Source organism: Burkholderia sp. Ac-20365, from assembly GCF_017104715.1.
GTDB lineage: Bacteria > Pseudomonadota > Gammaproteobacteria > Burkholderiales > Burkholderiaceae > Paraburkholderia.
Window position 1 is genome coordinate 20,200 of sequence record NZ_JAAGPI010000055.1, and the last position, 25,104, is coordinate 45,303.

23 protein-coding genes are annotated in these 25,104 nt (G+C 62.7%); 11 read left to right on the top strand and 12 right to left on the bottom strand.

What is annotated here, in order from left to right:
- The first annotated feature begins 123 nt into the window (after window positions 1–123).
- The 5 genes from G3O01_RS41695 (at window position 124) to G3O01_RS41715 (ending at window position 5,110) form a co-directional block, all read left to right on the top strand.
- Window positions 124–1,614: a form I ribulose bisphosphate carboxylase large subunit gene (locus G3O01_RS41695; protein WP_205813322.1), complete on the top strand. Its 1,491-nt coding sequence runs from the start codon at window positions 124–126 to the stop codon at window positions 1,612–1,614.
- Between the two features lie 38 nt (window positions 1,615–1,652).
- The gene (locus tag G3O01_RS41700) at window positions 1,653–2,054 is read left to right on the top strand and encodes a ribulose bisphosphate carboxylase small subunit (protein ID WP_205813323.1); all 402 of its coding nucleotides are present in this window, start codon (window positions 1,653–1,655) and stop codon (window positions 2,052–2,054) included.
- A 65-nt stretch (window positions 2,055–2,119) separates the two neighbouring features.
- Window positions 2,120–3,094 (top strand): CbbX protein, encoded by a 975-nt coding sequence (gene cbbX / locus G3O01_RS41705; RefSeq protein ID WP_205813343.1) that lies wholly within the window; start codon window positions 2,120–2,122, stop codon window positions 3,092–3,094.
- Between the two features lie 9 nt (window positions 3,095–3,103).
- Window positions 3,104–4,204 carry a class 1 fructose-bisphosphatase gene (locus G3O01_RS41710; RefSeq protein ID WP_205813324.1) on the top strand — a complete coding sequence of 367 codons (1,101 nt, stop codon included), beginning with the start codon at window positions 3,104–3,106 and terminating at the stop codon, window positions 4,202–4,204.
- Between the two features lie 33 nt (window positions 4,205–4,237).
- Entirely contained in the window at window positions 4,238–5,110 is an 873-nt protein-coding gene (locus G3O01_RS41715; RefSeq protein WP_205813325.1) for a phosphoribulokinase, read from the top strand.
- 853 nt (window positions 5,111–5,963) lie between these two features.
- On the opposite strand, the gene G3O01_RS41720 is transcribed toward G3O01_RS41715, so the two are convergent.
- The 3 genes from G3O01_RS41720 to G3O01_RS41730 are packed head-to-tail and all read right to left on the bottom strand — an operon-like array spanning window position 5,964 to window position 10,046.
- Complete coding sequence (locus G3O01_RS41720; protein ID WP_205813326.1) at window positions 5,964–7,346, bottom strand: DUF6513 domain-containing protein; 1,383 nt, start codon at window positions 7,344–7,346, stop codon at window positions 5,964–5,966.
- The gene (locus G3O01_RS41725; RefSeq protein WP_205813327.1) at window positions 7,325–7,924 is read right to left on the bottom strand and encodes a flavoprotein; all 600 of its coding nucleotides are present in this window, start codon (window positions 7,922–7,924) and stop codon (window positions 7,325–7,327) included. Before G3O01_RS41725 ends, G3O01_RS41720 begins: the two co-directional genes overlap by 22 nt.
- Window positions 7,925–7,931: 7 nt before the next feature.
- Window positions 7,932–10,046 carry a sigma-54-dependent Fis family transcriptional regulator gene (locus tag G3O01_RS41730; RefSeq protein ID WP_205813328.1) on the bottom strand — a complete coding sequence of 705 codons (2,115 nt, stop codon included), beginning with the start codon at window positions 10,044–10,046 and terminating at the stop codon, window positions 7,932–7,934.
- 294 nt (window positions 10,047–10,340) lie between these two features.
- Between G3O01_RS41730 and G3O01_RS41735 the strand changes: the two genes are divergently transcribed.
- Complete coding sequence (locus G3O01_RS41735) at window positions 10,341–10,811, top strand: dihydroneopterin aldolase (protein ID WP_205813329.1); 471 nt, start codon at window positions 10,341–10,343, stop codon at window positions 10,809–10,811.
- Between the two features lie 56 nt (window positions 10,812–10,867).
- On the opposite strand, the gene G3O01_RS41740 is transcribed toward G3O01_RS41735, so the two are convergent.
- The 9 genes from G3O01_RS41740 to G3O01_RS41780 form a co-directional block, all read right to left on the bottom strand.
- The gene (locus G3O01_RS41740) at window positions 10,868–11,284 is read right to left on the bottom strand and encodes a hypothetical protein (protein WP_205813330.1); all 417 of its coding nucleotides are present in this window, start codon (window positions 11,282–11,284) and stop codon (window positions 10,868–10,870) included.
- A 121-nt stretch (window positions 11,285–11,405) separates the two neighbouring features.
- A complete protein-coding gene (gene fae / locus G3O01_RS41745) occupies window positions 11,406–11,915 on the bottom strand; it encodes a formaldehyde-activating enzyme (RefSeq protein ID WP_205813331.1) in 510 nt (169 codons plus the stop codon).
- Between the two features lie 135 nt (window positions 11,916–12,050).
- Entirely contained in the window at window positions 12,051–12,935 is an 885-nt protein-coding gene (locus tag G3O01_RS41750; protein ID WP_205813332.1) for a triphosphoribosyl-dephospho-CoA synthase, read from the bottom strand.
- A complete protein-coding gene (locus G3O01_RS41755) occupies window positions 12,922–13,923 on the bottom strand; it encodes a RimK family alpha-L-glutamate ligase (protein ID WP_205813333.1) in 1,002 nt (333 codons plus the stop codon). The genes G3O01_RS41750 and G3O01_RS41755 overlap by 14 nt, the downstream gene beginning before the upstream one ends.
- Window positions 13,920–15,020: a methenyltetrahydromethanopterin cyclohydrolase gene (gene mch / locus G3O01_RS41760; RefSeq protein WP_205813334.1), complete on the bottom strand. Its 1,101-nt coding sequence runs from the start codon at window positions 15,018–15,020 to the stop codon at window positions 13,920–13,922. Before mch ends, G3O01_RS41755 begins: the two co-directional genes overlap by 4 nt.
- Window positions 14,995–16,209, bottom strand: a complete 1,215-nt coding sequence (locus G3O01_RS41765; protein ID WP_241024712.1) for an ATP-grasp domain-containing protein — start codon at window positions 16,207–16,209, stop codon at window positions 14,995–14,997. The genes mch and G3O01_RS41765 overlap by 26 nt, the downstream gene beginning before the upstream one ends.
- Window positions 16,210–16,235: 26 nt before the next feature.
- The gene (locus G3O01_RS41770) at window positions 16,236–17,162 is read right to left on the bottom strand and encodes an NAD(P)-dependent methylenetetrahydromethanopterin dehydrogenase (RefSeq protein WP_205813335.1); all 927 of its coding nucleotides are present in this window, start codon (window positions 17,160–17,162) and stop codon (window positions 16,236–16,238) included.
- Window positions 17,163–17,252: 90 nt separating this feature from the next.
- Window positions 17,253–18,293 carry a beta-ribofuranosylaminobenzene 5'-phosphate synthase family protein gene (locus tag G3O01_RS41775; RefSeq protein ID WP_205813336.1) on the bottom strand — a complete coding sequence of 347 codons (1,041 nt, stop codon included), beginning with the start codon at window positions 18,291–18,293 and terminating at the stop codon, window positions 17,253–17,255.
- 146 nt (window positions 18,294–18,439) lie between these two features.
- Window positions 18,440–18,826 (bottom strand): 4a-hydroxytetrahydrobiopterin dehydratase, encoded by a 387-nt coding sequence (locus tag G3O01_RS41780; protein WP_205813337.1) that lies wholly within the window; start codon window positions 18,824–18,826, stop codon window positions 18,440–18,442.
- A 367-nt stretch (window positions 18,827–19,193) separates the two neighbouring features.
- Between G3O01_RS41780 and G3O01_RS41785 the strand changes: the two genes are divergently transcribed.
- The 5 genes from G3O01_RS41785 (at window position 19,194) to G3O01_RS41805 (ending at window position 24,477) form a co-directional block, all read left to right on the top strand.
- Window positions 19,194–21,011, top strand: a complete 1,818-nt coding sequence (locus G3O01_RS41785; RefSeq protein ID WP_205813338.1) for a methanol/ethanol family PQQ-dependent dehydrogenase — start codon at window positions 19,194–19,196, stop codon at window positions 21,009–21,011.
- A 181-nt stretch (window positions 21,012–21,192) separates the two neighbouring features.
- Complete coding sequence (locus G3O01_RS41790) at window positions 21,193–21,630, top strand: c-type cytochrome (RefSeq protein WP_205813339.1); 438 nt, start codon at window positions 21,193–21,195, stop codon at window positions 21,628–21,630.
- A gap of 82 nt (window positions 21,631–21,712) precedes the next feature.
- Window positions 21,713–22,633 (top strand): substrate-binding domain-containing protein, encoded by a 921-nt coding sequence (locus tag G3O01_RS41795; protein ID WP_205813340.1) that lies wholly within the window; start codon window positions 21,713–21,715, stop codon window positions 22,631–22,633.
- Window positions 22,630–23,439 (top strand): hypothetical protein, encoded by an 810-nt coding sequence (locus G3O01_RS41800; RefSeq protein WP_205813341.1) that lies wholly within the window; start codon window positions 22,630–22,632, stop codon window positions 23,437–23,439. The genes G3O01_RS41795 and G3O01_RS41800 overlap by 4 nt, the downstream gene beginning before the upstream one ends.
- Window positions 23,440–23,496: 57 nt before the next feature.
- Window positions 23,497–24,477, top strand: a complete 981-nt coding sequence (locus tag G3O01_RS41805; protein ID WP_205813345.1) for a LysR family transcriptional regulator — start codon at window positions 23,497–23,499, stop codon at window positions 24,475–24,477.
- The last annotated feature ends 627 nt before the right edge of the window (window positions 24,478–25,104 follow it).

Genomic DNA, 25,104 nt, shown 5'->3' on the forward strand with positions numbered 1-25,104 from the left:
ACTTCAGCCAGGGCGCCGCCTACATTGACCTGCAAGGCCGGCCACTTTCGATGCACGCCAGCCTCCACCACCACAGCGTGCGCGCCCGTCCAGGTGCGCCCCGTTCCAAGTCGAGGCAGCGTGATGAACGATTTCACCAAGGAAGCCGTCAAGCCCGCAGCAACCGAAAGCGCCAGGCGCTCGCGCTATTCGGCAGGCGTCCTCAAGTACCGCGAAATGGGCTACTGGCAGCCCGACTACACACCCAAAGACACCGATGTCATCGCGCTCTTCCGTATCACGCCCCAACCGGGCGTCGAACCGGAAGAAGCGGCCGCAGCCGTTGCGGGCGAATCGTCGACGGCAACGTGGACAGTCGTGTGGACCGATCGCCTCACCGCGTGCGACATGTACCGCGCAAAAGCATTTCGCGTCGACCCCGTTCCCAACGCCAGCGAAAGCGAGCCGCAGTACTTCGCGTTCATCGCGTATGACCTCGATCTGTTCGAGGAAGGTTCGGTTGCGAATCTGACTGCGTCGATCATCGGCAATGTGTTCGGTTTCAAGCCTTTGAAAGCGTTGCGTCTCGAAGACATGCGCATTCCCGTTGCCTATCTGAAGACCTTTCAGGGGCCGCCGACAGGCATCGTCGTCGAACGCGAACGGCTCGACAAATACGGCAGGCCGTTGCTCGGCGCCACCGTCAAGCCGAAGCTCGGGCTGTCGGGCAAGAACTATGGGCGTGTCGTGTATGAAGGCCTCAAAGGCGGTCTCGACTTTCTGAAGGACGACGAAAACATCAACTCGCAGCCGTTCATGCACTGGCGCGACCGGTATCTGTTCGCAATGGAAGCCGTTGCCCGCGCGCAAGCCGAGACAGGCGAAGTGAAAGGCCATTACCTGAACGTGACGGCGGGCACGATGGAAGATATGTACGAGCGCGCCGAATTCGCGAAGGAACTCGGCTCGTGCATTGTGATGATCGATCTGGTGATCGGATGGACGGCGATCACGTCGATGGGTCGCTGGGCGCGCAAGAACGACATGATCCTGCACCTGCATCGCGCAGGACATGGCACGTACACGCGGCAGCGCAATCACGGCATTTCGTTTCGCGTGATAGCGAAGTGGCTGCGTATGGCGGGCGTCGATCATGCGCATGCGGGCACGGCTGTCGGCAAGCTCGATGGCGATCCGCTCTCCGTGCAGGGCTATTACAACGTGCTGCGCGAATCGCACAACCCGGTCGATCTCACGCGCGGTCTCTATTTCGACCAGCCGTGGGCGGGCTTGCGCAAGGTCATGCCTGTCGCGTCGGGCGGCATTCACGCGGGGCAGATGCATCAACTGCTCGACCTGTTCGGCGACGACGCGATCCTGCAGTTCGGTGGCGGCACGATCGGCCATCCGTCGGGAATTCAGGCGGGCGCAACGGCGAACCGCGTCGCGCTTGAAACGATGGTCAAGGCGCGCAACGAAGGCCGCGACATCGCCAATGAAGGCCCCGACATACTGGAAGCGGCGGCGCGCCACTGCACGCCGCTCAAACAGGCACTCGACGTATGGGGCGACGTGACCTTTAACTACACGCCAACCGATACACCCGATTTCGCCGTCACGCCGAGCGTGGCCTGATCGATCGACCGCCGTCCACGCCGAACAAGGAGCCAGCGATGCGCATCACCCAAGGGACATTCTCTTTCCTGCCCGACCTGACCGACGACGAAATCCGCCTGCAGATCCAGTACGCGCTGAACCAGGGCTGGTCATGCTCGGTCGAGTTCACCGACGACCCGCATCCGCGCAACACGTACTGGGAAATGTGGGGCTTGCCGATGTTCGATCTGCGTGACGCAGCGGGCGTGTTGATGGAAGTCACGCGTTGCCGCGACGCGTATCCGCAGCACTACATCAAGGTGAACGCATTCGATTCGGTGCGCGGCTTCGAGACGATGCGGCTGTCGTTTATCGTCAACCGGCCCGATGTCGAGCCGACGCTCGTGCTCGGGCGCCAGGACGATCGCTCGCGCGTGCAGCGCTATTCGCTGACCACCGTGCGTGCTGTGCCTCGCTGAACGCGGTTTGGCGTTGAAGCGAACCAGAACAGGAACAGGGAGACATCGTCATGAACGCCGATGTAATGGAATCGACGCAGCATGAAGAGGCGCAAAAGGTGCAAGAAGCGCAAGCGCCGCGCGTCGATCTGCTCGCGCTCTTTCGCGAGTCCGGCATTGCCGGCGTGCTCGACGAACTCGACCGCGACCTGGTCGGCCTCGCGCCGGTGAAGACGCGTATCCGCGAGATTGCCGCGCAACTGCTGGTGGGCCGCGCACGTGAAGCGCTCGGCATCGAAAGCGGCGCGCCGACGCTGCACATGTGCTTCAGCGGCAATCCCGGCACCGGCAAGACGACCGTCGCGCTGCGCATGGCTGACGTGCTGTTCCGGCTCGGCTATATCCGCCGCAACAATCTGGTTTCAGTGACACGCGATGATCTCGTCGGCCAGTACATCGGCCACACGGCGCCGAAAACGCGCGAAGTACTCAAGCGCGCGATGGGCGGCGTGCTGTTCATCGACGAAGCGTATTACCTGTATCGCCCGGAAAACGAGCGCGATTATGGGCAGGAGTCGATTGAAATCCTGCTCCAGACCATGGAGAACCAGCGCGACGATCTCGTCGTGATTCTCGCGGGTTACGCCGCGCGCATGGACACCTTCTTTCGCAGCAATCCCGGTTTTCGCTCGCGGATTGCGCATCATCTGTCGTTCCCCGATTACGCGCCTGACGAACTGCTGCTGATCGCCGAACGCATGCTCGACACGATGCATTACCGGTTCGACGCCGATTCCCACCGCGCTTTCGAGGATTACCTCGCGCGGCGCGTGCGTCAACCGAACTTCGCGAACGCGCGCTCGGTGCGCAACGCGCTCGACCGCGCGCGGCTGCGCCAGGCGAACCGCCTGTTCGCCGATGCTTTGCGCGGCGGCGCGAGCGCTGACCCTGCCGCGCTGACGCTGCTGAACGCCGCCGATATCCGCGCGAGCAGCGTGTTCTCCGAATCAGGCAGCGCCGCAAAGGAAGCCGGCGTTGCGCAAGAATTCCCCACTTCGTAGGAGAGCATCATGCGCCACGCAAACATTACGCTGACGAGGTTCCTGAGCGGCGACGCGGACCATCTGATGTCGACGCGTCCTTCGACCGCGTTGCAGGCGGTGTTGCACGAAGTCGCGGCGTCGGTGAAGACGATCGGCGCGGCGCTCGCGCGCGGCACGCTGGGCGAAAGCGCGCAGGCCGATTCCGTCGCAGGCGGCGCGGTGCTCGCGTATTCGACGCGACGCCGCAAGCTCGCCGAAACCGCCGCTCGCAACCGGCATGCCGATGACATCGACAAGCCCGAGTACCAGCTCGCATTCGATCCGCTGAACTGCCCGTGGAATGCCGACATCAACGGCACGGCGGGCTCGATCTTCTCGGTGATGCGCGTGCAGTCGCAAGGCAGCGACGCAAATGGCGCGGACGCGCGCGCCGACGCGTATGGCGAACTCGACTGCGAATCTTACGGCGAGGCTTACGGCGCGCCGTTTCTGCAACCGGGCCGCGAGCAGGCGGCAGCGGGCTACACGATCTACGGCCCGGCGACGATGCTCGTGTTGACGCTTGGCGAGGGCACGCATGGCTTCACGCTCGACGGCAACACGGACGAATTCATGCTCACGCATCCGTCTATTCGTATCCCGGACGAGACGGGCGAGATTGCCGTCGATGCATCGAACGAACGCTTCTGGGAGCCGCCTGTGCGCCGCTACGTGCACGAGTGCCGGGAAGGGCGCTCGGGCTGTCGCGAACGGGATTTCAGCCTGCGCTGGAGCGACGCGCTGGTGCCGGAAGTGCATCGCATCCTGATGCGCGGCGGTCTGTTCCTGATGCCACGCGACTACCGCACGCGCTCCGCGATGCGCGGACGTCTGTCGGCTGTCTACGATGCGAGCCCGCTGGGATTTCTGGTCGAGCAGGCGGGCGGCATGGCGACGACGGGGCGCGAGCGCGTGCTCGACGCCGCGCCGCGCACGTTCCATGAGCGCATGCCCTTGATACTTGGCTCGACGAATGAGGTGTCGCGTATTGGGCGCTATCACCGCGAGCACGATCTGGGTATCGACATGCCTTTTACGTCGCCGCTTTTTCGTGAGCGCTCGCTGTTCCTTCCGGAGACCTCGGTCTGACTTCTGACCTGTGACGAGACGAGGAGACAGTGCATGTCAGTCAGACATCCGATCATTGCCGTGACGGGGTCGAGCGGCGCGGGCACGACCACCGTCATGAGGAGCTTCACGCATATATTTCGCAGGGAGAAGATCAATGCGCAGATTGTCGAAGGCGATGCGTTCCATCGGTACGACCGGCTCGGGATGCGCGAAGCGCTGCGCCAGAGCGAGCGCGACGGCGTGCGCAATTTCAGTCACTTCGGACCGGACGCGAATCTGCTCGATGAACTGGAACAGCTGTTCGCGAGCTACGGTACGACGGGCGGCGGGAAGTTTCGCCGATACGTGCACGACGAAGCCGATGCCGCGCAGTACAAGCAGGATGCGGGGACGTTTACACCGTGGGAGGACATTGCGCCGGGCACGGACATGATGTTTTACGAAGGGCTTCATGGTGCGGCCGTGACCAGCAAGGTCGACATCGCACAGCATGCGGATCTGCTCGTCGGCGTGGTGCCGATCATAAATCTGGAGTGGATTCAAAAGCTGCATCGTGACCAGACGCTGCGCGGTTATTCGCACGAGGCTGTTGTCGATACGATTTTGCGGCGGATGCCGGATTATGTGAATTACATCTGTCCGCAGTTTTCACGTACTCATGTGAATTTTCAACGTGTTCCCACTGTTGATACTTCTAATCCCTTTACTGCTCGGGAGATTCCGCAGCCTGATGAGAGTTTTGTTGTTATCCGGTTTTCCAAGCCTAAGGGTATAGACTTTCCTTATCTGCTCACTATGTTGCATGACTCGTTTATGTCGCGGCCTAATGTGATTGTGGTTCCCGGAGGCAAGATGGGTCTTGCCATGCAGTTGATTTTTACGCCGATGATCCTGCAACTGCGTGACCGGCAGGCGCGGGTTTGAGGTTTTTGCTTACGCGGGGTTTGGTTGTGGTTTGTTGTGGTTTGTTGTGCGTCTCAGTTCGTGGTTGGCTGACGGCCGGTTTGGTTTTGGTTTTTTTCCCGCGTGGGGTCGTCAGCGTTTTTTGCTTTTTGTTTTTGTTTTTTTGCTTTTGAGCTGGCATCCGCGATATGCCTTCGTGCTTCAGGCGTCGCCCCTGTGCGGGGCGGCACCTACTTTTCTTTGCCGCGGCAAAGAAAAGTAGGCAAAAGAAAGCCGCTGAACACCGCTAGTTCTTGTTCCTGCCTGAGGGCCCCCAACAGTTCCTCCGCTTCGAACGGCACCTTGATATTCACTGCCCGTTGCCAACGCTCCGAATAGGCGCCTCACCCGCTTCATGCTCCCGCGTCACAACACGCGCGAACAAATCGCCCACGTTCTATAGCGGCAAACTGTGTGTAGGCTTTCGCTGCGTACATGCTTCACTCCGGACTGAAAAGTACGATCGGTGTCGTAGGAGCGCCGACGCGTGAGGCACTACGACCTACACACAGTTTGCCACCTGGGCGGCCGTAACCATTCGCTGCCACTGGCTGCGCGACGGGTGATCGAAGCGGGTGAGGCTCACGTTCAGGGCGCTAGCAATGGGCGGTGACTGAGAAGTTGCCGTGTGAAGGAGAGGACCCGTTGGGGGCCCTCAGGCGGAGGTCAAGAACGGGCGGTGTTTGCCCGCTTTCTTTGCTTACTTTCTTTGCGGCGGCAAAGAAAGTAAGTGCCGCCCCGCACAGGGGCAACGCGTGAAGCACCGATAACAAAATGCGGATGCCAGCAAAAACACAAGCAAACCAAACCCAAGCGTCGCAGACAAAAAACCTCACTAAGAACCCTTCTTCGTAGCCCCAGGCACACACCATACGAGAAGATCCTCGCGATCGCGATCAACCTGACACCCCCAATCGAGCGCCTGATCCTGATCAAACCTCTTCCCCAACTGCCATGCAATTTCAGCCCTGGCAGCCTGCACACCCAGATAAAAAGCATGCCCTCCATCATTCTCAACGTTCAAATGCGGATAAAGCGCAAACGGATCGCTTTCAACAACATGCACATCCCGGTTATAAACATGAATCCCATCCATAGAGACCTGAACGCGAAAATTCGGATCCCGCACCTGCGCCGCGAACGCGGAAATCTCACTCGCGTCATAAGGAAAAGGCCGCTTCGCATGCAATGCACTGAGTGAAGGATCAATCCCTTTGGGTAAAACCTGAGCCTCCTGCGCCGCATACATCACCCGCCGCGCGACGTCGGCCTCACGCACAGCCCGCCGCGCATGCAGGCTAACCGACGTAGTCAGAACAGCAGACACACGCAACTCAGCGGCAACACCAAGCAGCACGGCATTAATGCCACTGGTATCGGCTTCGGTAAGCTCAGTGAGATTCCCAATGCCAAGCATGATCGCCACATCAGGATACCGCTCACGCAAAGCAACATACCGCGCAATAGAAGCAGCAAACCCAAACGGAATCGGATCCAGAATCGGATCGGCAAGAAATGGCTTGCCACGCGCGTTGAGCGTATCAATCGCCTGATACAAGGACTCCACATCCCGCGGCTCGCGCGCAACAACGACAGGCGTCGAAGCAACCTCATCCGCGATCCACAATGTGTCCGCATTCAGACTCATCAGATAATCGGCACCCGCGCGCCCGCCCCGTAACAGCTCATCGGTGACCATCGAATCGACGCTCACGCGGTAACCGTTAGCCTTCAACATCCGCACGGCATCTTCGAGATGTGGAAAAGGCGTATCTGGCAGACACCCGACATCGATAACATCCGCACCTTGCGCCGCATAATGCCGCGCACGCTCCGCGATACCTTCGAGATCGAGCCTCGGCGCATCGACGATCTCCGCAAAAATGTCCGACGAATAACGTGAGAGATCGAACTTGCGCGCGGCCTGTCCGAAATGCAATGGCAGATCTTTCGCTTCCTCCGGGCCACGCTCGACAGGCACGCCGAAATGCTCGCTCAACGCCTTGAGATCGCCGCGACACCGCCCCGGCACGATCATCCGGTCCGCGCGCAATGGCAGCGCAACCCGCCGGCGGATCATGTCGGCTGTCATCAGCGCGGCAACCTGCAGGCCGATTTCGCGCACTTCCCACGTGAATGGCGCATTCGTCAGGCCTTCCAGCACCTGCACGACGCTCTTTTCGGCGAGCCTGCCCGTCAGGAAGACGATGTGTTCCATGCGAGCCCGAGGTCCGATAACCGTTCGCTCAATGCCGCGCGCAATTCATCGAGCGAGCGCGCGACCCTCGTGTACTCGATGCGCGCAAGCCGCTCGACGTTCTCCAGTTCGATCGCGCGAGGTCGCACTTCGACCCATTCGTGCGGGCTCTGCGTGATGACGCTCGGCTCGGTGTCGCATGCGAAAACGATGCCGGGCACGCATTGCTTGCCTGCCTGTGCATAGAGATTGGTCGGCAACGTGTCGGAGATGCCGAACGCGCATTTGGCCACTGTGTTGCTGGTGGCGGGCGCAATCACGACCGTGTGATAAATGCCTTCGTAAAGCATGCCGACAGGCACGCTGCTCGCACTGTTGTCGCGCACCACGCGAAAATGCTCGCGCAGTTTCGGCACGGTCCAGCCATAGAGGGGCAGCACTTCTTCGCCGGCAGCCGAAAGAAACAGATCGACGCCCGGCAACGCGAGCGCCATCTCGATCGATTCCTCCAGCATGTGGCCTGAGCCCGTGATGCACCACGCAAAGCGCGCGTCGGGGCGAAAAACGCCAGGGCGGCGGGCGGGCGACGGTGCGCTCATGCGTGCGTCATTTGCCGCACGCGTCGTCGACGGCGGCAGGCGATCCGTCGTGCGACAGCCGGATGTGCAGTCTGTGCATTTTCCGGTACAACGTGTTGCGGCTGATGCCAAGCGTCTTCGCGACGTTGCTCACGTTCCAGCGATGTTCGTCCAGCATCGCAAGCACCGTTTCGCGTTCCTTGACCTGGATGGCGTTGAGTGCGGACAGATCGGCGTCGTCGTCGAACGGCATCGCGGCGCCGGCGCGCGGCGGCTGCGCGAGCGGTCCGGTAGCACCAACACGTGCGTGCGTACTGTGTTGAGCGCTCGAATCGTCGACGATTTCAGCAGGCAGATGTGCACAGCGAATTTCCGGCCCGTCGCATAGCGCGATCGCCATCTGCAGCACGTGCCGCAACTGCCGGATATTGCCGGGCCACGCGTAATTCACCAGCGCTTGCCGTGCTTCGGCGCTCAGTTCGGGTGGATCGTCGGATTCGCTTTCGAGGATGTGCTGGACGAGCGGCAGCAGATCCGCACGCTCGCATAGCGGCGGCAGGTTGATCTCGATGCCATTGAGCCGGTAGTACAGATCTTCGCGGAACAGGCCGCGTTGCACGAGATCGAGCAGGTTGCGGTGGCTCGCGCTGATTAGCTGGAAGTCGACCTTGATGGTCGTCTCGGCGCCGAGCGGCGTGACTTCATGTTCTTCGAGCACGCGCAACAGCCGCGCCTGCAACGCCATCGGCATGTCGCCGATTTCGTCGAGGAACAGCGTGCCGCCGTTTGCCTGCACGATCTTGCCGCGTCGTCCTTCGCGTTGCGCGCCCGTAAACGCGCCCGCGCGATAGCCGAACAGTTCGCTTTCGATCAGCGTCTCAGGCAGCGACGCGCAATTCACCGCAACGAAGGCGCCGGCCGCATTCGGGCTGATGCTGTGCAGCGCATTGGCGAACACTTCCTTGCCGGTACCCGTCTGTCCTCGCAGGATGATTGGAATCTTCCGCTGGATCACGCGCGCAGCAAGCTGGCTTTGCGCGGCCATGCGAGGATCGCCGAATTCCAGATGCGAGAGTTTGTCCAGTCCCGCGGCTGCGGGTTTAGCCTCGCGCGTTTCGCGTGGCGTTTTCGTGCGTGGTGAGCGATTAATCGACACATCGCTCCACGGTCCACGCGCGCCCGATGCCACCTGATTCGTGCCGCTAAACGAAGTCGCATCGCGCGGCGTCTGCGCGATCACGAAGAAGCGGTTGCTGGCGTGCGCGCTGTAGACGGTGATCGGATGGAACGAGCCGCGTATGCTGCGCGCGATCATGTCTTCGAGCGTCGTGCTGAACGCTTCTTCGATGCGCTTGCCGCACAGTTGATCCGGCGAGCGCAAATCGAGCTGAAACAGTGCGCTGCGATTGGCGGCGAGGACGATGCCGTCGTCATCGACGGCGAGCTTACCGGCGTGCAGCGTGCCGACGAATTCAGGGCGGCTATGAAAATGCACGGTATTCGCGCGCCGGTAGCGCGAATCGATCAGCCGGTTTTCGATCATCTGCCGCGACATGCCGACGAGCACGAGCGAATGTTGCTGCAACATCCGCGAGCGGCTCGTCACGTCGAGCACGCCGACTATTGCGCCGCGTTCGTCGAAAATCGGCGCGGCCGAGCAGGTGAGGGACGTATAGCGCGGATAGAAATGCTCATGCTGATAGATCGCGAGGCATTCGCGCTCGGTCAGACACGTCCCCATGCCATTCGTGCCCGCTTCGCGTTCGCTCCATACGGCACCGGGACGCAGTCCATCGGCGGCGACCGCTTCGCCGAACGGTACCGACGACACCTGATGCACGATTACACCGTTCGCATCGACGAGAATCACCGCGAGTTCCGGATCGGCCAACTGCTGGTAAAGCGTGGTCATTTCCAGCTTCGAGCAGGCGATCAGATCGCCGGCCGCTTCGCGGCGCATATCGAGTTCGTGCTGGGTGAGAACGGGCGGCATCACGAAACGTCCGGGATCCAGACCGAAATCGACCAGACAACGCGTCCACGACTGCGCGACGGAATGGCTCATCGAACACGAGGCGGGCTGGTTGTTGACGATGTTCAGTACATCCCGGACATGCGAATTGATGTCAACGAGCGATGACATTAGGGGTGTCTCCGATGCGTTCGGCTCGGTGCTCGCGGCGCCCGCCGACGCTGTATGTAAGTGTTTTCCCCGTGTGCTGCGATGTGCCGCGCGTCTCTCGCGCGCGTGGAAATACCGCTTATATGTGGTTTGAATCCGTTCCAGTGCACTCAGCAAACACTGTACAACTCGTGTCGCAATACATCAATAAATAGTCGTACGAGTGTTGCGCACTGCGCCTGCTTTTTGCTTTGCATCATCGGTTGCGCAGGAAACCGATGCGCCGCACGGCGCGCCCCATTCTGGAGCACTTACATGGACCGTTTCAATCCCGGAAGCAGTCCCATCCACTTCACTGTCGTATTGCCGTCGAGCGCCCGGCCATTGCGCGATACGGATGCGCCGCCACAACGCGGCGCCGCGCTCGATATCGTGTATATCGAAGGCTTCGTCGCGCAGACGATCATCGGCATCGATAAGAACGAACTGCACGAGCGTCAGCCCGTGCAAATGGATCTCGCGATCGGCGTGCCGTCGCTGCGCGCGTGCGCGACGGATTGCATCGACGACACGGTCAATTACGCAGCCGTGCGCGCCGAACTGCACACGCTGCTCGCGGCGCACAAGGTGCAATTGCTCGAAGCGCTCGCGGAGCAGATTGCGCAATTGTTGATCGACAGATTCGGCGCGCATTGGGTGCGCGTCAAGTTGTGCAAACCCGCAAAATTCGACGACGTCGCGGCCGTCGGCGTGGTGATAGAGCGCCAGTGCGCGCGTTTTGCCTAGCGCATAAGCCGCCGCGCGTGCCATTCAATGGCGAATGGCACGCCGCTTTTAACGGCTCACTTCGATGCGGACGGTGAAGCCTTCCTGAGTCCGCACGCCTGATACGCCTCTTCCTGTAACGCGCGATATTTCTTCGTTTGCGCGCGTGCACGGTCGACGCGGAATTCATTACCGCCTTCACCGCCAAGCGTTGCGTACTTCGCGAATGTCATCTGCTCGACGTATTCGTCATACGGTAACGCGGCCGCGATCTTGTCGATCGCGCAAGAGCATTTGTAGACGTTGGCGAAATCGTGGCCGTTGTCGTCCATGCAACCGAGCACGTATTCGACACGGCCTTGCGTCGGGTAGTCATTGACACCGGCGGTGGGTGCATTGCCTTCCGTGGCGTCCGCCGCGAGCGTGGAAAGGGGAAAGACTGCAACACACGCGAACGCCGCGACAGCAAGGCGCGCGCGACAACGTGAGGTCATGTCGATGCCTTTAATGAAAGTTGTGCATCAATCGGAACAGCACACGCGACACGACGCGCGGCGGATTTTCAAGGTCCGCCGCGCGCTGTGCGCGACACAGCTTGCCATGCATACGGCGCGCCTAGTTCGGTGCGAACGGGTGCGCTGCCGTCGCCTTCTTCGATACCACTTCAGCCGCGCTCGGCTCGCCCGCTACGGCGCGCTGGAGCGCTTCGCGAGTGGCCTTGTAGTTGAATTCCTGAATCTTCTTGTCGTCGTCGGCTTCCCAGTGGATGAACACGCCGACGCAGACAAACAGATCATCGGCTTCGTCCTTCGGGATCGTGCCGTCTTCGACGCAATCGGCAACGGCTAGCGCCACGGCGTGCTGCGCCGGGCCGAACATCTGCACTGCCTGTTTCGCGCCCTTGATCGTCACCTTGTTGAACATCACCGTGTTCGGCTTTGTCAGCAGGTTCGGCGCGACGACGGCGAGCAGCGACGTGAAGCCGTCCTTGTTGTTGGTTAGCGCGTGGCAGAAAGCCGATTCGGCAGCAGAGCCTCGCGGCCCGATGATCAGATCGATGTGGGCGACTTCGTTGCCTTCGCCGATAAGCGACTCGCCTACCATGACACGGTTGATTTTGGCCATGCTGTTCCTCCAGTGATTTGGGTCTGTCGACGTGGGACGAACTCGCGACGCGTGGCGACCCGCCGCGCGTTTTTTGAGGGGGACGCACCGAGTTCCCGTGTAACAGGAACCATGCCAATCTCGCGGCGCACGCATTCAGATGGGATCGTTTGCGAAGCGCGATGGATCGAGCAGCGCGGCGACGAAGAGCGTCGCGACGCTCAGATCGGCGCTCGTGCCAGGATTTACGCCTCGCGCCTTCAGTTCGGCATCCCATGCATCGAGTTGCGGTGCGTACGCTGCAGCGCTTGCGGAGCGCCATCGCGCGTGATGCTCCCGCGCCTCGCGCGTGACACTTTGCGCCACGGCCGCGCCATGCTTGCGCAGTATGTGCGAGTCGGGGAGCGTGCCGAGGAACGTCAGGAAGACGTCGAGCATGACGTCGGCAGGCGTGTTGCAGTGCGATTGCGCGATGGCTGTCAGGCCCGCGTCGAAGATGTCGGCGAAACCGTTCGCGTATTGGCGCGCGATGCTGTCGCGCTCGGCAGCGAGCGCCATCGCTTCGCGCAGATCGACGGTGGGCGGCGCGTGCACGGATTGCTCGGGCGCGTCGCCTAATCCACCGGGATTGGCGAGTGCGATCGCGCGATAGGCGGCGCGTGCGTCGTCCAGGTCGAGGTTGGCGAGCACATGTTCCAGCGACGCTCGCCAGCGCCTTGAATCGAGTTGTGGCTCATTACCGGCGAGTTCGAGTGCCGCAGAAAGCGGCGCAACCAGCAACACGATGCCGAGATTCGTGTTGCATCCCGCGGCGTCTCGCGTGCGTGTCACCGCATCGAGGATGCGTTTGCCGACGCGCGCGCCGTTCGCGAACAATGCGGGCGCAGCAGCCTCGGCGCTGTCGATGAACTGCGCGGCCTGCATCCCATGTCCCGCGCTCGCGAAGCTGACATTGCCGGGCTTTGGCGTTTCGACGTCGAGCCGGCACGCGCGCAGGAACGCGGCGGGCGCGCGCGCCAGCGGATCGTCATCGGCCCGCATGAATCGGCACGACGGGCGTGGGCGGCGAGCGGCTCGCGGCAAGCTTGCGGTCGAGCAGATCGTCGACCAGCGCCGCCGCGATATCGACGGATGTCACCGATTGCAGTCCGCGCCACGCGGCAACACCGTTTACTTCGAGCACGAGAGGCACACCGGTCTGATCGGGCATCGACAGGTCGGGAATCAGATCGACGCCTGCGTAGTCGAGTCCTAACGCGGCCGTTGCACGTTCGGCGATCGTTGCTAGCGTCGGCTCCAGTTCAGCGGGTTCACAGCGCGCGCCGCGTGCAACGTTGTGAATCCAGCCGCGTCCGCCGGTTCGCCGCATCGCAGCAAGCGCGCGTCCGCCGATCACGAGTACGCGCCAGTCGAAGTCGTCGCGTCGCGCGCGGGTACTGCCTACGTAGCGCTGCAGATACGCGACTTCGCTGAAGCTGCGCAGCGACGGCAGCGGCGTCAACGTGCCGTTCGACGCGTTCGCCCCGAGCCTGCGTAAGCCTTTACCCTGTGAGCCGAACAGCGGCTTGAGCACGACCTTGCGCGCCGCGGCCGCCTCACGCATCAGCACGCGCTGCGCGAATGCCGACGATTCAGTCGCCCATGCGGGCGGCGTCGGCACATTCGCGCGATGCAGCAAAAAGCTTGTCATCGACTTGTCGACGCTGCGCTCGATGGCGCGTGCGTCGTTATAGACGGGCACGCCGCATTCGCGCAGCGCGTGCAGGATGCCCAGCCGCAGCGTGACCTGCTCGAATGTGCCGCCCGCGATGCCGCGCACGAACACGGCGTCGGGCAGTTCGCGCGCGAAGCCCGGGATCGCGAGGCCAGACGGCGACCATGTCGTATCGATACGGCAAGTGGCGAGATCGACGCAGCGCGCCTCGACGCCACGCGCGCGGAACGCTTTTTTGAGCCGCCCTGTGTGCCAGCCGGTTTCGTCCGTCATGATCGCGACGCGCAGGCCGCTCGCCGCCGATACATCGCTCATGGCGCCCCCGGACTGGTGACGCCGGGCGTGCCGGGTTCAGCAGCGGGTTCGCTGCTAGCGACGAAGCTGTCGCCTTGCCAGAGCGCATGCAGCAGCGCCCCGTCGAGCCTGCCGCCGCGATAGGTCGCACCGCTTTCGAGGCTGCTCGCCCACACCTCGGCAGGCGCGAACAGCGACGGATCGATCTGATAGAAGTCGTGGTTGAACGACGCGAAAATCTCGGCGAACGGCCGTCCATAATCGCGCGAATTCGACGACGGCAGTTCGGCGGCGAGCTTTCGCGCGACGGCGTCGCTCGTCACCGTCAGATGTACGCGCCCGCCGTACAGGATCGCGTCGTTCGTGCGGCCCATTGCGGCGAGGCCATCGGGCGCGGGCGGCGGCAACGGCGCCGTGCCGCTTGCCTCGACGATCTCGCCGAGCGGCACGCCGAGCACATGCGTCTTGTGCAGCGCGACCTCGACCACGCGCGCGACGATCTGCACCGTCCCGGCGACGGATTGTGTCGGCGTGACGATTACGGTCAGTTGATCGGGCGCGAGGCCGCAATCGCCCGCGATTTTCTGGAGCACCGCTTGCGGCGGCGGCTGGCCGACTTCCATCACCAGCACGCCTGTCTTGTGTGTATCGCGATAGCCGAGTTCGTCGAACAGCGTCTCCTTGCCGGCCAGCGCGCGCGCCGGTCCCGAGCCGAGGGAGAAGAACTTCTTGCCGTTGTTCTGTTCCTTGCTCGCGGACAGGCTCCAGCCTGCGTACTGGCTGCCCAGGCACGCGAGTACGGGCGACGCCGTGTGCACCTCGATCGTCGCGGGCCAGAGCGGCTCGTGCCCGGCGCTGATGCGCGTTTCGATACGCCCGAGCCCGCCCATGCAGATCCGCGCGATCAGCACGCCGGCTTCGACGCAGCCGGGCGTGGCGATACCCGCATCGACGATGGTCGGGCCGAACGGGTGGCGCGATGACGCGATTCGCAGCCGCGCCGCATCCGCGAGCAGTTGCGTGACAAGCGGCGCGGCGAGCGCGTTGACGCTGGGCGCGTCGTGGGCGATAGGCGGCGCGTGGCCGTCGTGGTCAGCCGTGGGAGTCGACGAGTTCATGGCGAGATTCGAGGCTGGTTTCGATGCGTTTCAAAAGGCGTTGTGTGTGGCGTTGCAGTTCGCTTTGTAACGCGGTGCGTGTGTCGGCGGTCACGAGAACCGTGCAGACGGGGTGGCCTGCTTCGATGTGCGTTCCCGCGTTCGGCACGTCGTGGCAGACGGGATCGACGAAAAGGGCATCGCTGAAGCGTCGCGTGACGGTGAACGCAACGGGCGCGAACACGACCTGTTGTGCGACGCGGCATTGTGGCGGAACTGCGTGTGCAGTCGGCAGGCGTTCGTGCAGGCATGCGTCGATATGCGCGGCGAGCAGTCCGCGCGGCCACGCGTCGCGCCATGCGCGCTCATACAGCGCCATCGTCGATGAAGGGCGCGCGTTGACTTCGACCACGCGGATCGTGTCGCCGTCTAGCAGGAAATCGAGGCTGTTGAGGCCGCTCAGGTTTGCGCGTGCAGCAATCGAGCGCACCGCGAAATCTATTTGCCGCGTAATGCCGGAAGGCAGATCAATTGGGCCGAGTGAACCTGTATGCAGATAGGGCAGCGCGCCGCTCGCCGCGATGAATTGCTCGGCGCAACCGATTACGAGCGCTTCGCCCCGCGCGGCGAGAAAGAGCGCCGACATCGGCAGTCCGGCATGGAAGCGCTGAAAGTAACCGGCGTGGGCGTCTGCGCTTTCCGCTGGCTGGATATGCGTGCCGCCGCAGCCGTCGGCGGCTTTGTGCAGCCAACCTTCGGGGCGTTCGGGGCGCGCGAACGTAACCTCGGGATGCGCGATGCCCAGTTCATCGAGCAACGCGAAAAAACGCTTCGGCTCGCGCACGGCGGCTGTTGCGTCGGCGTCGTTGCCGATCAGGCGCGGCAATTTCGCCGTCTGCTGCAACCAGCCGATATGTGGCTCGATTCCGCTGCCCACCACATAGCCGATCAGCCGCGGCAGCCGCACGACGCGTTCGAGCGCTGCCTGCAACCTGTCGCGATCGATCGACAAGCCGTCGCCGCCCGTATCGAGCCACAGCTTCGCGTAGCGGCGCGTGTCGCGGTCGCCGAACAGATCGAGTGCGGCGACCTGATAGCCCGCGTCCGCAGCCGATTGCGCAAGCATGCGCGCCGACAGCCCCGCCACCGCGACGAACGGCGCAGACGCGGAACGCCTGGCATCGAAGGGCAGCGCGGACATGGCCGGCATGACATCGCCTCGTTTCGACATGCGCGCTAGCTGCGTTCGGCGACAACCGCGCGGGCTTCGTCGAACGCTTCGGTGAAGCCAAAATAGGCGGGCTTGCCCGCCGTGCGCATCCGCGTGAACAGCCGATGCTCGACCTGATACTTCACGTTGCCGATTGCCAGCGCGCCGATGCCGATTGCATCGGGTCGAACGGCACCCGCGAGCGGCTTGCCGTCGTCCATCACGTTGACGCCCGCGATGCCTTCGGGCGGTACGGCGTTGACGTCGGCGGCGATCAACAGGCGCGGAGCCTGCGCGAGATCCGCGGCGCTCATCACCTGGACACCGGCGGCCGCCGTGGCGAACACGATGTCCGCACGCGTCAGCGCGGCGTGGAGCGTCTGCGCCGTGCCCGTGCCGACGCCTGACGTCCTGATCCCGAACCGTTCGTCGACGTCCTGGCTCGCGCGCTCGGCGCGCGCGGCATCGGAATGGCTCGCGATCGTCACATGCGCGCCGAGCGTCGCCGCGATCGCGGCCGTGATCCGCCCGACTGCGCCCGTGCCGCCGAGTATCAGCACATGTTTATCCTTCAGTTCTTCGCCGTGCTGCGCCTTCAGATGACATTCGACCAGCGCGACGAGCGCGCCCGATGTCGTATAGGCGCCGCTCGGATCGGCGAACACGGAGACTTCGAACGGCGGCACCATCGCTTCGCGCGCGCGGTCGAGCATGTCGGCGGCGAGCATCACGTCGCGTCCGCCGATGAAAATACCCGTGCGCGACACGCCTTTCGGGCCGCGCGAAAAAATCGCGTCCTGTGTGAGTTGCACGACGTTGCGCACGTCGACGGCGCAATACGGCACGACGATCTGATAGCCGGCGTCGGCGGCCATGTTGACGTCGAACGGGCTCATCTGCGGCGTCGGCGTGAACATGTGCAGGATGTAGGGCCTTTCAGTGGTTTGGGACATGGCGTCGGCTCTTTCGTAGTCAAAAGCGGGGCGTGCGCGAGCGGCTGGCGCGCACGCATTCGATCTTTGGGCAAAACGCGGGCATCCGGCTCATTGCGCGTCGATGCCGAAGCGCGGCTGCTGCACGGCATAAAAACGCGCGCCGCAATTGCGGCCGCGCGTCACCGAGCACACGATGCCGGGAAACGCGCGGGTGGCGGCGCGCGCTGCCGCGAGCGCATCGTCGGCGTGGCGCGAGCTCTGCACGAACGCGAAGCCCGTCGGGCCCCATGAGCTTTGTCCGACGCCTGCCGTCTGGTTGGCCGCGATGGCCTGCATCGCCGCCGCGACAGCAGGGCTGGAATAGACACCGCCCTGCACGGGCGCAAAGTATTCGCCGATCGATTGCTGGATCTCGCTGACGCCGGTGGCGAATGCGTCGAACTCGCCCTGTGCCATGCCGGGCAGTACGCGCATCAGCAACTGATGGCACACATGCGCGGCAAGTGACTGCGGAAACGGCGGCAAAGCAGCGAGGCCACGCCGCTCTTCGTCGCCGTGCAGACCTTCGCGCGTGGTGTCGTCGATCAGCACGATGCGCCAGTCGTCGGGAAAGGGCTGCCGTGCGAGCAGCGGCGGCAAGGCGGCAGCGCCTGCGTGTGCGGGGCCCTGACCACCGTCGACGATCAATCCGCCATGATCGAAACCCAGTACGCCGATGCCGGAGCGCGCTCCGCGCCCGAGCAGGCGCCCGAGTTCCGCCGTCGTCGCGTCGATACCGGCGAGGCGCGCATAGGCAGTGCCGATCGCCAGCGCGAGCTGTGTGCCCGAGCCGATGCCGCAATGCGCGCGCGCTGCCTGTTCGACCTCGACGGAAACGGGCGGCGCACCGTAGGCATCGTGCAGCAGCCGAAGATAGCGTTCGATGCGCTCGCGCTGCGCGTCGGTCGTGGCGCCTTCAACTGCGGCGTCGTCGGCGGGGCGCGCAGTGACGCGCGTGCCGCATCCTTCGATGACGATGCCGACGCTGCCGAACGCGCGTCCGAGTGATCCGCCGGGATCGAGAAAGCCCATGTGCAGCCGGCCGGGCGCTTCGACGGTGATCGCCGAGATGGCAGGCAGTGTCGACGTGCGTTCGGATGACATCCGCATGCGAAAGCTTCCTTGTCGAGTCGTACAGGCGTGGGCGAGGCGCGGCAAGCGAACGCTGAACCGGCGCTGCGGCGCGGTTCAGGTGTCAGGCAAGAGCCATACCACGCGCGGCACGGCGCGCGGCGCGTGGTTCCGACTGAATCGCGTCAGCTCTTCGGCGCGTCGTACTTGATATAGCGGAAGCGCTGATCGTCGGCGGGCGTGCCTTCGAGCGGACCGCCTTCCTTGCCCGGCTGCCACTGGATCACTTCCTCGATCTTGCGGGCGAGCGCGAAGTCCTTGTCAGTGATGCCTTTGGCCGAATGGGTTTTCAGCTTCACCACCACGAACGCATACGACACCGTCAGATCCGGGTGATGCCACGCGGCTTCCGCGAGATGGCCGACGGTGTTGACCACCATCAGCGTGCCTTTCCAGCTTTCCGTGCGGTACTTGCGCCGCAGCCAGCCGTCTTCGAGATACCAGTGCTGCAACGGGCCTTCGAGCTTCTTCTGGATTTCCTCGTCGGAATACACCTGTTCGCTTTGCGTCATGACTGACCTCCGCTGGTGTCGGAATGGGGTGCGCATACAAAGAGCTTAGCGCCCGTATGCGCTTTGCAAAGAACGATTGCAGCGCGCCGTCCGCTGGTTTGCGTATCTGACACAGAATGTCCCGCCGCCGGCCGCGAAGCGGAACATGTTGACGCCGCAAGCCCGCGCAAGCGCATGTGACGGCGTGCAATCCGTGTGCAATCGCGACCGGCATGGAATATGCGATCCGCCGTCATACGCATGGGCCGGGCAATGGATCTGGCGCAGCAAAGGCGTTACCTGCATCCAGAGGCGCGGCTGGAGCAACCCGGTAGCGTGTCATCGGTAACTGGACGGTTTCAACCAGTATCACCCATCTGGAGGAGACATGAACGTACGCACCCTGGTTCTAGGACTGGCGGTGTTCTTTGCGGCGGCGCTGAACTCGTTCCTGGCTTATGCCGATCCGCAACTGGACTCGCTGATCAAGAACCCATCGAATTGGGCGGCGCAGGCAGGTGACTATTCGAATCACCGGTACAGCACGCTCAAGCAGATTAACGAAAGCAATGTTGGCAAGCTGCAGGTCGCCTGGACGATATCGACGGGCGTGCTGCGCGGTCACGAAGGCTCGCCTCTCGTGATCGGCGACACGATGTATATCCACTCGCCATTTCCTAACAAGGTCATCGCGGTCAACCTGAAAGACCAGACCTTCATCTGGCAGTACGAGCCGAAGCAGGACACGTCGGTTGTTTCCGTGATGTGCTGCGATACCGTCAACCGCGGTCTCGCATACGGCGACGGCAAGATCTTCCTGCAACAGGCCGACACCAAGCTCGTCGCGCTCAACGCGAAGACGGGCGAAGTGGTGTGGACCGCGCAGAACGGCAACCCGAAGGCCGGCGAAACCAACACCAACGCGCCGCACGTATTCGGCGACAAGGTGCTGACGGGCATCTCGGGCGGCGAGTTCGGCGTGCGCGGCCGTCTGATCGCGTACGACATCAAGACCGGCAAGGAAGTGTGGAAGGCCTACAGCACCGGGCCGGACAGCGAAATGCTGCTCGATCCGCAGCAGACGATGACCTGGGCCGACGGCAAGATGCAGCCGGTTGGCGCGGATTCGTCGATCAAGAGCTGGAAGGGCGATCAGTGGAAGCTCGGCGGCGGCACCACGTGGGGCTGGTATGCGTGGGATCCCAAGCTGAACCTTGTCTACTATGGCACCGGCAATCCGGGCACGTGGAACCCGACGCAACGCCCCGGCGACAACAAGTGGTCGATGTCGATCTTCGCGCGCGACCTGAATACGGGCAAGGCGAAGTGGGTGTATCAGATGACGCCGCACGACGAGTGGGACTATGACGGCGTCAATGAAATGATCCTCTCGGACATTTCGATCAACGGCAAGAAGACGCCTGCGATCGTGCACTTCGACCGTAACGGCTTCGGCTATACGCTCAATCGCGAGACAGGCGAACTGCTGGTTGCACAGAAATACGACCCGGCTGTGAACTGGGCGGATAGCGTCGATCTGAAGAGCGGTCTGCCAATTCGCAATGCTTCGTACTCGACACAGAAAGCCGGTCCCGATCACAACGTGAAGGGCATCTGCCCGGCTGCGTTGGGTTCGAAAGACCAGCAGCCTGCCGCGTTCGATCCGTCGTCGAATCTGTTCCTCGTGCCGACCAATCACGTTTGCATGGACTACGAGCCGTTCGATGTCGACTACGTGTCCGGCCAGCCGTATGTCGGTGCCACGCTGTCGATGTACCCTGGTCCGAACGAGAAGGGCGCGATGGGTAACTTCATCGCGTGGGATGCGGCCAAGGGCAAGATCGTCTGGTCCAAGCCGGAACGTTTCTCGGTGTGGTCGGGCGCGCTGGCGACGGCGGGCGGCGTCGTCTTCTACGGCACGCTGGAAGGCTACATCAAGGCCGTGCGGATCAAGGACGGCAAGGAACTGTGGAAGTTCAAGACGCCGTCGGGGATCATCGGCAACGTCTTTACGTATGAGTATCAGGGCAAGCAGTTCATCGGCGTGTATTCGGGCATCGGCGGCTGGGCGGGCATCGGCATGGCAGCGGGCCTGCAGAAGTCGGAAGAAGGCCTCGGTGCCGTGGGCGGCTATCGCGAACTCGCGAAGTACACAGCGCTCGGCGGCACGCTGTTCATCTTCGCCATTCCCGGTGGGAACGGCTGAGTCCGGCGCCTGACGCTGATGCAGTTTCGCAGCAGCAGTGACGTAGCCGAAGACGCCTGGATGCGGTCTTCGGCTTCGATGAAAAGTGGCAACCGCGGCGCCTCGCATTCTGCAATGCGCCGCGCGTCTGCCGCGTGAGTGTGACAAGCAGCATCAATCGAAATGATAGGGAGACGAACGCATGAAAGGCCGCGTTGTGCTGTCGCTTGCAGGTGCGTTACTCGCGTTGAGCGCTTTACCTGTTGTCATGACCAATAGCTGGGGGCAGTCGTCGGACGCACCTCAGGTCCAGAAGGTCGCCTATAAGGTTGTCGACGGAAACAAGGTCGACAGCGACACGCTGCAGGGATGGAAGACCTGGCGCGCACTTGCCTGCGAACGCTGCCACGGCGCGAAGCAGGAAGGCCTCGTGGGTCCGTCGCTGATCGATGCGTTCAAGACGCTCGACAAGAACGAGTTTCATCGCACGGTGTTTGGCGGCCGTGTCGACAAGGGCATGCCCGATTTTAGTTCGAGCCAGATGATGCAGAAGAACTGGGAGAACCTGTTCGCTTACCTGAAGGGCCGTTCTGATGGCTCGATCAAGCCGGGCGATCTGCAGGCGATCGATGCAAAATGAACGGGCACGATCGCATGTACGATCGTGAATCAGCGCGCTATACGTAGCACTCAGTAGCATGACGCTAATCCGGGAGACCTCGATGTCCGATCGAAGCAATTCCGCCGTCCGTGTTCTTTGCGCGATGCTGGCGCTGTGCTGGGTCTGCATCGGTGCGCCATCCGCGCATGCGCAGGGCGCGCCCGCCGCTGCACCGAACCTTCCGAACAACGACGGCGCCGACAAGGTGCTGCGCGTGTGCGCGGATCCGAACAACATGCCGTTGTCGAACGACAAAGGCGAAGGCTTCGAAAACAAGATCGCGGCGGCGATGGCCAAAGACTTCGGCTACAAGCTCGAATACACATACTTTCCGCAGCGCATGGGGTTCGTGCGCCATACGTTGCGCGACAAGGTGGATAACAGCGATCAGTTCAAGTGCGACCTGATTATCGGCGTGCCGCATGGTTACGACATGACGTCGACCACGCGGCCGTGGCTGCATTCGACGTATGCGATGGTGTTCCCGAAGCGCCCCGAGTTCGCGAACATCAACGCACCCGCCGATCTGCTGAAGCTGCCGCCCGATCAGCTGAAAAAGCTCAGACTCGGCATCTTCTCGCAGACGCCTGCTGTCGACTGGCTGCTGTCGAACAACCTGATCGACCAGGCTGTGTCGTACCAGGCGCAAAGCGGTGACCCGAACGCGTTTCCGGGCGAGATGATCCAGCACGATCTGGCGCAGGGCAATGTGGACGTCGTGTTTGTGTGGGGGCCGATTGCCGGTTACTTCGCGAAGCAGGCGAGCGATCGCGTGAAGCTCGTGCCGTTCCCGCCGCAGCCGGGCATCCGCTTCGATTATGAAATCTCGATGGGCGTGCGATACGGCGAGAAGGCGTGGCACGACAAGATCGATCAGTGGGTCGCCACGCATCAGGATACGATCGACAAGATTCTGGCCAGCTATGAAGTGCCGCTACTGCCGTTAGCGAGCGCGCCCGTTGCATCGGATGCGCCGAAATGACGGGCGTGTGTGCGGCAAGCGCATGCGTCGGCACGCGTGCGCTTGCGATGCGCGGCGCGGCCGCGCTGGCGGTGCTCGTGCTCGCTGTGACCATGCCGAACGCGGCGCAAGCGGCCGATCCAGCCAGCGGGGCGAGTGGTGCAACGGCACCCATCGCGCCTGCTGAAAAGCTGCTGTTTCTCACGCCGCATCTGCAAGGCGTGGCGTCGCAGACGGAGCTCGACTATTCGCTCGTGATATCCGCGCCGCCCGACAAGCAGACGGACCGCATCCGCGTGCTCGTCGCGAGCGCGGGCAACGTGAACGGCGACGCCACTGTCAGCGATGCGAGCGGCACGGTGCAGTTGCCCGCGAACCTGCCGTGCAATCCCGTGGTCCTGTACTTCCTCGAACGCGATATCGGGGAGATGGAGCAGGCAACGGGCGGCCAGCGGCGCTATTTCCAGCAGCGCGTGCGGTTGGCGCTCGCGGCAGGACCCGCTATCACCGATACGACGGTTCAGCTCGACGGCAAGTCCGTGAAGGCGCGCAAAGTCGTGATCCAGCCGTATCTGCACGATCCGAACGCGCAGCGCTTTCCGAAGTTCACGAGCAAGCGCTACACATTCATATTCGCCGATGGTGTGCCGGGCGGCGTGTCGCTGCTGCGCACGGACGTGCCCGGCGACAACGACGACTTCGCGCATCCACTGAAGACGGAGACGCTGAGCTACGAAGGCTCGTTGCACAAGCTGACACCGCCGCCGGCGCACGGCACGCCGTCTTCACCCGCGGCGCCGCCCAATGGACCGCGCGCGAGCCGCTGAATCCATCGATATTTCCGCGTCACGGATGGCGGCGGCGCGCGCATGGGAATCGCCCCGATGAACCTGATCCGCTCGCTGACGCTCAGGCAATTGCAGATCTTCGTGATCGCAAGCCGTTTGCCGAGCTTCGCGCGCGCGGCGGAAGAGTTGCATCTGACGCAGCCGGCCGTGTCGATGCAGATCCGCCAGCTGGAGGAGGCGATCGGCATGCCGCTGTTCGAGCGGATTGCGCGGCGTCTGACGCTGACGGAAGCGGGCGAGCGTCTGTCACATCACGCGAGCAGGATTCTCGGCGAGATCAAGGACGCCGAAGATACGATGACCTCGCTGGCACAGGCGGACAGTGGGTCGATTACGGTGAGTATCGTGAGTTCCGCGACTTACTTTGCGCCGAAGCTGCTGGCGCGGTATTCGAAGCAGTATCCGAAGGTGGATGTGCATTTTTCAGTCGGCAATCGAGAGACGCTGTTGCGGCTGTTGCAGGACAACGCGACCGATCTCGCGATCATGGGGCGGCCGCCGCCCGAGCTTGGCACGACGGCCGAGCCGCTTGCCTATCATCCGCATGTGATCATTGCGCCGGTTTCGCATCCTTTGCGCGATGCGCGGCGGTTCGATCTGCAGGAACTGGCTGGGGATACGTTTTTGCTGCGCGAGCCGGGGTCGGGGACGCGGGCTGTGGCCGAGCATACGTTTCGGCAGCATCTTTTTACACCTGCGCGGTGTGTGACGCTTGGCAGCAATGAGACGATCAAGCAGGCTGTGATGGCGGGTATGGGTGTTAGCCTGATTTCGCTGCATACGCTTGCGCTTGAGTTACGTACTGGCGAGATTGCGTTGCTTGATGTGAATGGGACGCCCGTTGAGCGCACGTGGCAGATCGTGCATCTCGCTTCGAAACAGCTGTCGCCGACTTGTGTGATGTTTCGGCGGTTTTTGCTGGAACATGCGGAGGGGTTTCTTGAGGAGGAATATGCGGAGTTGGTGAAGGTTTTGTCGTCTGCGACGGTGCGGCGGGCTCGGAGTGAAAAGGTTTAGGTTTTTTTTTGCGCGTAGCGCGATGCTGGTTTTTTCTGTGTTTTCGCTGGCATCCGCGTTAGCGCCTACGCGGCGCATGCGTTGCCCCTGTGCGGGGCGGCACTTACTTTCTTTGCCGCCGCAAAGAAAGTAAGCAAAGAAAGCGGGCTAACACCGCCAATTCTTGACCTCCGCCTGAGGGCCCCAACGGGTCCTCTCCTTCACACGGCAACCTCTCAGTCCACGCCCGTTGCCCGCGCTTCGAATCGACGCCTCACCCGCTTCAATCACCCGTAGCGCAGTCAGCGGCAGCGATTGGTTACGGCCGCCCAGGTGGCAAACTGTGTGTAGGTCGTAGTGCTTCACACCTCTGCGTTCTTACGACACCGATCCCGCTTTTCAGTCCGGAGTGGCGCGCATACGCCACGAAAACCTACACACAGTTTGCCGCTATAGAACGTGGACGATTTGATCGCGTGTGTGGCGACGCGGGCGTGTGAAGCGGGTGAGGCGCTCAATCAGAGCGTTGGCAACGGGCAGTGAAAGGCAGGTTGCCGTGTGAAGTGGAGGACCCGTTGAGGGCCCTCAGGCAGAAACAAGGATTGGCGGTGTTCAGCGGCTTTCTTTTGCCTACTTTTCTTTGCCGCG